1 pseudogene is annotated in these 1405 nt (G+C 46.1%); it reads right to left on the bottom strand.

What is annotated here, in order from left to right:
• Positions 1–1405 (bottom strand): annotated as a pseudogene (locus Q0K96_RS12785) (SprB repeat-containing protein); the annotation flags it as partial.

Genomic DNA, 1405 nt, shown 5'->3' with positions numbered 1-1405 from the left:
TCCACCTGCTACGGTAACTGTAGCAGAACCATTAGTTCCACCGTTACAAAGTATATTAACCTGAGATGCAGCAGTAGCTACAAGGGCAGCAGGCTGTGTAATTGTGAATGACTGTGTTGCAGTACATCCGTTAGCATCGGTTACTGTTACTGTATAAGTACCTGCCATTAGGCCTGTAGCAGTAGCTGCAGTACCGCCTGACGGTGCCCATGAGTAAGTATAAGCTCCTGTACCGCCTGTTGCGCTTACAGTAGCCGAACCTGTTGCGGCTCCGTTGCAAAGAACGTTAACCTGAGATGCGGCAGTAGCCACAAGAGCTGTTGGCTGTGTTATAGTTACAGAAGCTGTAGCTGTACATCCGTTTGCATCAGTTACCGTTACATTATATGTACCGGCAGCAAGGCCTGTAACATCTTCTGTAGTAGCACCGTTACTCCATAAGAAAGTATAACCTGCTGTACCACCTGTTACTGTAAGGTTAGCAGCACCGTTGCTGCCACCATTGCAGCTAACATTGGTTGCCACTGCAGAAGCTGCCAGTACGGCAGGCTCTGTTACAGTTACAGAAGCTGTAGCAGTACATCCGTTAGCATCAGTAACAGTTACTCCATAAGTACCTGCTGCAAGTCCTGTTATAGTAGCCGTTTGAGGGCCAGTTAAGGTTGAAAGCACAACATTGTCGAATCCGGCAAAGTCGCTTGCTCCGTCCTGTTTCGCAATAAGCCTTAACCTTACAAAGTTTGCAGATGCAGGTACATCAATATTTACAGTTGTCCATGCACCGGTATTGCGGTCAAGCTCTACAGTTGGGCCCCATGTAGTACCGTTATCAAACTCTACAACATATCCCAATACATCGGCTGCTTCAAACTCTACTGAATAATAGTCGAAAGAAAGCCTCATAGCACCCTGTGCGCTTACGTCGATTGGCTCGAATGTAATGTTATGGTCAAAGTTACCTCCACCGTTAGGGTTGTCAAGGTCTCTGATTCCGAAGAAGAATGAGCCTTCTGAAGCTGTAGCAATACTTCCTACGTTTTCTACTATTGCCCAAACATCGTTAGAGATGTTATAAATAGCAGGAGTAAATGTGTAGTTCCAGCTACCTGTAGCTTCAAAGCCCTGGAATACAAATGGTGTAGCAACCATTTCAGTACCGGTCCATGAATACGTATATGCTCCTGTACCGCCTGTGGCAGTAACTGTAGCCGTACCATTTGTACCGCCGTTGCAGCTAACATTTGTTGCTGTAGCTGTAGCTGAAATTGCTGTTGGCTGTGTTACCGTTACAGAAGCTGTAGCTGTACAACCGTTAGCATCAGTTAGCGTTACACTATATGTACCGGCCACAAGGCCTGTAAGGTCTTGTGTAGTGGCACCATTGCTCCATAAATAAGTATAAGTA

The organism is Flavobacterium sp. (genome assembly GCF_024305175.1).
GTDB lineage: Bacteria > Bacteroidota > Bacteroidia > Flavobacteriales > Flavobacteriaceae > Flavobacterium.
The sequence above is the reverse complement of the archived record's forward strand: the minus strand, read 5'-3'. Positions and strand labels throughout refer to the sequence as shown.